At 57.2% G+C, this 5,810-nt stretch carries 3 protein-coding genes; all 3 read left to right on the top strand.

From position 1 onward, the window contains the following. Nucleotides 1–440: 440 nt before the first annotated feature. Nucleotides 441–1,220, top strand: coding sequence for a type III pantothenate kinase (locus Q0I19_RS11385; protein WP_294761750.1), 780 nt, complete (start codon nucleotides 441–443; stop codon nucleotides 1,218–1,220). A gap of 166 nt (nucleotides 1,221–1,386) precedes the next feature. Then, on the top strand, nucleotides 1,387–3,249 hold the full coding sequence (locus Q0I19_RS11380; protein ID WP_294761751.1) for an LTA synthase family protein: 1,863 nt from the start codon (nucleotides 1,387–1,389) through the stop codon (nucleotides 3,247–3,249). 13 nt (nucleotides 3,250–3,262) lie between these two features. Continuing rightward, nucleotides 3,263–5,605 (top strand): SpaA isopeptide-forming pilin-related protein, encoded by a 2,343-nt coding sequence (locus Q0I19_RS11375; RefSeq protein ID WP_294761753.1) that lies wholly within the window; start codon nucleotides 3,263–3,265, stop codon nucleotides 5,603–5,605. Nucleotides 5,606–5,810 lie beyond the last annotated feature (205 nt).

Raw genomic sequence — 5,810 nt, 5'->3', positions numbered from 1 at the left:
CGCGGGACAGCTTGACTATATTACCACAGGTAGTCGTACTTTGTCAACAGGTTTTTTGAATTTTTTGACAAATTTCGGGCGGAATTTTTGGGCAGTATGTATATTGTGGTTTTGTTGACGGATAGGCACAATTTGTGGGGAAGGTTGCGCTTGCAGCAAAGCAGCACGGGCGGTCAATGACCGCCCCTACGTTACCTATTTATATAATAAAGCCGGCAACAACCGCAAGGCAGCAAGGAGGGGTCGAGACCCCTCCCTACGATACAAAGCCGCAATGCCGTTGCAATCGCAAACCCGCAAACGCCCTCTACCTATTATAATAAGCGCCTCCCGCATGACCCTACCTGAATTTCGTACCGATTCATACTTGTATTTCGTACAACTTTAGCTTATAGTAGTATAAAAAGTAACTACAATTCATCACATCGAGGTGCTTCCACATGATCCTGGCCTTAAACATCGGCAACTCCCACATCACCTTCGGCGGGTACACCGCGGACGGCAAGCTGGTATTTTCGTCGCGGCTGTTTGCCGACCCCGCGCTCAGCAGCGACGAGCTGCTGTACAAAATCGTCAACATGCTGGCGCTGTACGGCGTGGAGCCGCACCAGATCACCGGCGTGATCTTTTCCAGCGTCGTGCCCACGCTGACGAGCCGCCTGCGCGAGACCCTGCGCAAAATGAGCGAGGCCCCCGTCATGGAGGTCGGCCCCGGCCTGAAAAGCGGCGTGCGCATCCGCATGGACACCCCTGCCCAGCTCGGCGGCGAACTGCTTTGCGCCGTGGTGGGGGCGCTGCAGCACACCGCGCCCCCCATGGTCGTTATCAACTTTGACACCGCCACCACCCTGCTGGCCGTCGATGCCGAGGGTACGCTGGTCGGCGGCGCCATTTTGCCGGGGCCGCAGTGCTCGCTGGCGGCGCTGGTTGCCAACACCGCCCAGCTGCCGCAAGTCGAGCTGGACGCCAAGCCCCGCCGCGTCATCGGCACCAACACGCCGGACTGCCTGCAAAGCGGCATCGTGTACGGCACCGCCGCCATGCTGGACGGCATGGTGCACCGCTTTTGCGGCAAGCTGAACGCCCCCGACGCGGCAGTCATCGCCACGGGAACCCTGCCCGCCAGCATCCGCAGCGCCTGCACCGTGGATATCGACTACCGCGCCACCCTGGTGCTGGACGGTCTTTTTACAATTTGGACAAAAAATACAAGACGTTGAATTTTCAACAACGTTTTCCACAGGCTGTGGAAAACTCTCCACATTTTCCACCGTGTTTTCCACAAACAAAATGTCCGCTGCCTTGCGCTGCGGACTTTTCTTTTTCGCGGTAGTGTGCTATAATTACCCTGTTATTTTCTTGTATAAGGAAGGTTTTTCCACAAATATGGCAAATAAATTGCAAAACTTTTTCCACAAATCCACCGTTATCCACACTGTATTGCCGCTGCTTCTCGCGCTGGCTGCCGCGTTTGTCGGCTGGTTTCAACTGGAGCTTTCCGATGCCGTGCCCGCCGCGTATCTGGCCGCGCAATGGCCGGTTTACGCCCCGCTGAATGCCCTGACCGCCCTTTGCGTCACGCTGCTGCTGTACGCGCTGACAGGCCGCTGGAGCCGCGCCACGGGGCTTTCGGGCGCGGCGATTACCGTGCTGGCGCTCGTCAACTACTACACCCGCGACCTGCACGGTTCGGCCGTCATGCCGGAGGACGTCCTCAACCTGTCCACCGCCGCCGAGGTCATGGGCAGCTACACCCTGCAAATTACGGGCACGGTGGTTGCCATTGTGCTGCTGTACCTGCCGGTCCTGTTGGCCGCATGGCTGCAGGCCCGCCTTTGCGCCGACCTGCCCAAGCGCGCCGCCCCCAAGGCGCGGGCCGCACGGTACGCGGGCTGCGCGGCGGGCATTTTTGCCATTTTGTACGCGGGCTACTTTGCCCCGTTTGCCCCCCTGCCCCGCAGCGACGCGGGCTGGACCTGGCAGACCGCCTACTACCGCCACGGGTTTCTGGCGTCCTCGGTCGAGACCTGCCGCCTGCTGGGCGACGCGGTCATTCAGCCCGCAGGGTATGACGAATCCGCGCTGCCCGACATCGCCGCAGCCGAGCGCCCCAACGCCGAGACCGACGACCGCCCCGATATCCTGCTGATTTTGAGCGAGAGCCTTTACGATTTTTCCCTCGTCACCGACCTGCAAGCCGACGCCGAGCTGATGCCCGTCATCAACGCGCTGCCCAACGCCGTGCGCGGCCACACGGTAAGCGCCAACGTGGGCGGCGGCACCAACGTGACGGAATACGAGATGCTTACCTCCAACTCGCCCATGCTGGTGCCCACGGTCACGCCGTTCAACGGGCTGGATTTTTCCGACGCCAACAGCGTTGTGGGCTACCTGAAATCGCTGGGCTACACGACGATGGCCGCCCACCCCTACGCCGCGTCCAACTACAACCGCGACGTTGTGTGGCAGCAGCTCGGCTTTGACGAAACGCACTTTATGCAGGACTTCCCCACGCAGGAAACCTACGGTGCGCGCCCCTACCAGACCGATTCCGCCACCTACCGCGACTGGCAGACCCTGTACGAGGCCATGCCCGCAGACAAGCCCCGCTTTAGCTTTCTTGTGTCGATACAGACCCACGGCGACTACACAATGAACGATGATACGCAAAATCTTGTCCATGCCGCCACCGACTACGGCGCGTTTGACCACACCATGGACGAATATCTGAGCTGCGTCCAAATGAGCGATGCCGCCTTTGGCGAGCTGTGCGAGTACTTCACCGACCTGTACGCCCGCACGGGGCGCAAGGTCATTGTGGCCATGGCGGGCGACCACGCCCCCAGCTTTGTGGCGCATGTTTCGGACCCCGCTTTGGGTCAGGGCAGCGAGCTGACGCTTTTGCAGCGCAGCACGCCCTTTGTCATCTGGGCCAACTACCCGCTGCCCCACGCCGACGCCGCGCAAAACCCCGCCGACCCGCTGAACCGCATGGACATGGTCATGCTGACCCCCACCCTGCTGGAACAGGCCGGCCTGCCGCTGAGCGACTACTACCGCTATCTGCTGACGCTGAAGGACGCCGCCCCCGTGGTGACCGGCACGCAGGACTACACCCTGCCCGACGGCACCGCCGCCGCCTTTGGCGAGGACGCCGCCCGCGACGCGCTGGTGCGCGGCTATTTTGACTTGGAATACAACAACATCGGCACCCGCGCAAACCGAGTGCAGACAATTTTTGAACCGTGAGGGAGGTTCGCCCATGAAACGGCGGAACAACAGACAAACAGGCTTTACCCTGGTCGAATGTATGGCGGCGCTGGTCGTTATGTCGGTGCTGGCGGCCCTTTTGGTTCCCGCGCTGACCCGCTATATTGACGAGGGGCGCGAAAAACAGGCCGTCAGCGAGGCGCAGATTTGCGTGACCTCGGCCACCGAATGGGCAGCCAAACAGCGCGCCGCGCTGGTGGCAAAGGCGTATGCGGCAAATAAGGATTTTAAGGATGCCTATGCAGATGCGGACAACGCCGCCCTGCGCTGGTCCGCCGCCTATGCGGATTTGACCAAGGCCGCCCCGACGGTGACAGGCGGCACCGTCGCCCTGACCGAGGGTGACGGGCAGTACGTCCTGCGGCCCGACACCCCCGCCCCCAACGGCACGGCCGACAACGCCATGAGAGCCGCCGTCACAACAGCCGCCGAGGTGGACGGCCGTGTCACAGCCATGCAGCTGAACGCCGACGGCAAGGTGCTGTACCTGCTGTACACAGCCAAAAACGGCACGACGGTAGCCTACACCGCCGCCGATACCGCCAAGGACCCCGCCACCACCGTGCTCGTGGCAAAGCTGCCGGAAAACAAAAAGCCCGATACTTCGGGCGGCGAAACCGGCGGCATTACCCCCACACCCAGCCACAGCGGCGATTTGGTGTTCCGCGTACTGAATGAGTATACCAACCGGCCTGTGTCGGGGATTAAGTTCTGTGTGCTGGATGAGGCGGGTCAGAAGGTTTTTAACTCGCAGGCCACGGACGATAAAGGTATGGTGTACTTTGCCCTTGACCCGTCTGATTGGGATAGCAAGGATAAAGTCTTCACGCTGCGCCCCGAAAGCTGGCCTGTGGGATATCAGCAGGTGTTTGATGTAAAGTTCAAAATCAGTGCAGAAAAAACAAATGGAAGTCAAACCTACAATTCGTATATAATCAACGGAATTGAGAATGACCTAAACCATAGCGAACACGATTACGCACAGGGTCAACCCGGCACACTGGAAGGCGGTGCCGAAAAGCACCTTTACACCTTCTATGTGCGCTCGGTTCCCACGCTGGAACTGCGCGTCTTGGATGTTGTCAACAATATACTTGTAGAGAATGTCAACTTTACCCTGAGCAATGATGGGAAATCCATACCTATAACCAGTGGTTCAACTCCCACGGTGCTTGATGTAAAGCTGCACGAGGGGGATAAACTTTGCCCCGGACGCGAATCCAACTATCTTGATATGTGCGGGAAACTCCAAAATGGGAACAGCGCTAAGTTGCTTGTAGATTTTACTTCCGTACCCGAGGGCTACCAGTATTTTGACAAATGTAACATAGAGATTAAACTGCGAAACGAAAACGATCACAATAGCCAACTACACACCGAGTTTCAAATAGGTCAATCTGTTGACGGCGAGAGATCGAACACCGTTATAGAATGTGGTAACCAATACGGTAAAAACAAGTACATTCTCACCATACACGTCGTTCCCGCCGCGACGGTCACGATTCAAAAAACCAACGACCTCGGTCAGCCGGTGTCCGGCGCCGAACTCAAGTTGGAAACCCTAGACGCCTCTAACAACAGAATTGTGAAGGAGCAATGGACAACCGACGAATCGGGCACAAAGTCCTTTCCCCTGACGGCGGGCACCTATTATTTGAAGGAGGAAAACGCCCCCGACGGTTATACCAAAGCCAAAGAGCAGACCTTTACCGTAAAAGACAATACGCCCTTTACCGTGGAACTGGTCAACCACAAAACCGAAACGGAAAAAGACGACGTCACAATTCAAGATTCCGTTACCGTTACCTTTAAGAACGCCGAAAACTGGGCACACAAGCTGACCAGCGATGGAAAAATCAAATTTAAGCACGAAATCTTGTTCTGGAAGGGCAAATATTACTATGCAATTCCCGAAACGGACGAGTGCTATAACCCCTATAAGGAACAGTGGGACAATAACAAATTAGACCTGAATGCCGACTCAACGCCAAACCCGCAGCAGTGGTTTAAGGATAATGTAGATGATAAACTGTCCCCCTATGTAATCACCCTGACAGGCAAAATCTGGACACAAGAGGATTTGAAGACCAAAGTATCGGCAGAAAATCCCTTGCAGCGCGGCGACCTGTTGTATCGAAAAGAAAAAGACGGAAAAGACAAGCTATACCTGTATTACGGCGAAAAAGTTCCGAATGAGAGCGACAAGGTAATTATAGGCGCAACCGGAAATAATCCCCCCGACAATACAATCGGCACTGCAACCGAAATTACGGGTAAAGTCTGGGCCGCCATCTATAGCGGTAAATACACGATAACCACTACCCTTGCCCCGTGACGCAACCCCGCCCTTTTCACCGCGCGCATTTTTTCCCCGCCTTGGCTTCCCCCTTTGGGGGAAGCTGTCACCGCAGGTGACTGATGAGGGGGTGCCTACCGGACACCTCCCCCTCATTCGGCGCACCTGCCGATAGGCTCTTGTAGGGGCGAGCATTGTGTCAAGAGCAACATAGGTAACACCTAGGGAAGACACATAGGTTACA

Source organism: uncultured Gemmiger sp., from assembly GCF_934561205.1.
In the GTDB taxonomy this organism is placed as follows: domain Bacteria; phylum Bacillota; class Clostridia; order Oscillospirales; family Ruminococcaceae; genus Gemmiger.
This window is presented reverse-complemented; position numbering and strand designations above follow the sequence as displayed.